General features: G+C 38.4%; 1 protein-coding gene. It reads right to left on the bottom strand.

Annotated elements, in window-relative coordinates:
* The coding region (locus R0K30_RS22155) for an NAD-dependent epimerase/dehydratase family protein (RefSeq protein WP_410613017.1) at nt 1–268 on the bottom strand (268 nt) is incomplete at both ends.

Below are 268 nucleotides of genomic sequence, written 5' to 3'. Positions count from 1 at the left end.
AGTCATTTCCAAAAATACTGAGCTTTTCGAGCTTACCGACAGCGACTTGAGAAATGTAAGGCATCAAATTATTTGGAATACCATTCGGATCTTCCCCAATCTGTCCTGATGAATGTGCACCTATAGGATTAAAATATCTCAATGCTATTAGATTCCAGCTATTATCAGCCTTAGCCAAGTCTTCTAATATATATTCGATAGCAAGCTTACTTTGTCCGTAAGGATTGGTGCAAGAGCGCTTTGAGCTCTCATCAATAGGTAAAGTATC

The sequence above is a fragment of the Bacillus sp. SIMBA_154 genome (genome assembly GCF_046536015.1).
GTDB lineage: Bacteria > Bacillota > Bacilli > Bacillales > Bacillaceae > Bacillus > Bacillus pumilus_P.
Note: the sequence above shows the minus strand (reverse complement) of the source record. Positions and strands in the feature narration are given on the sequence as shown.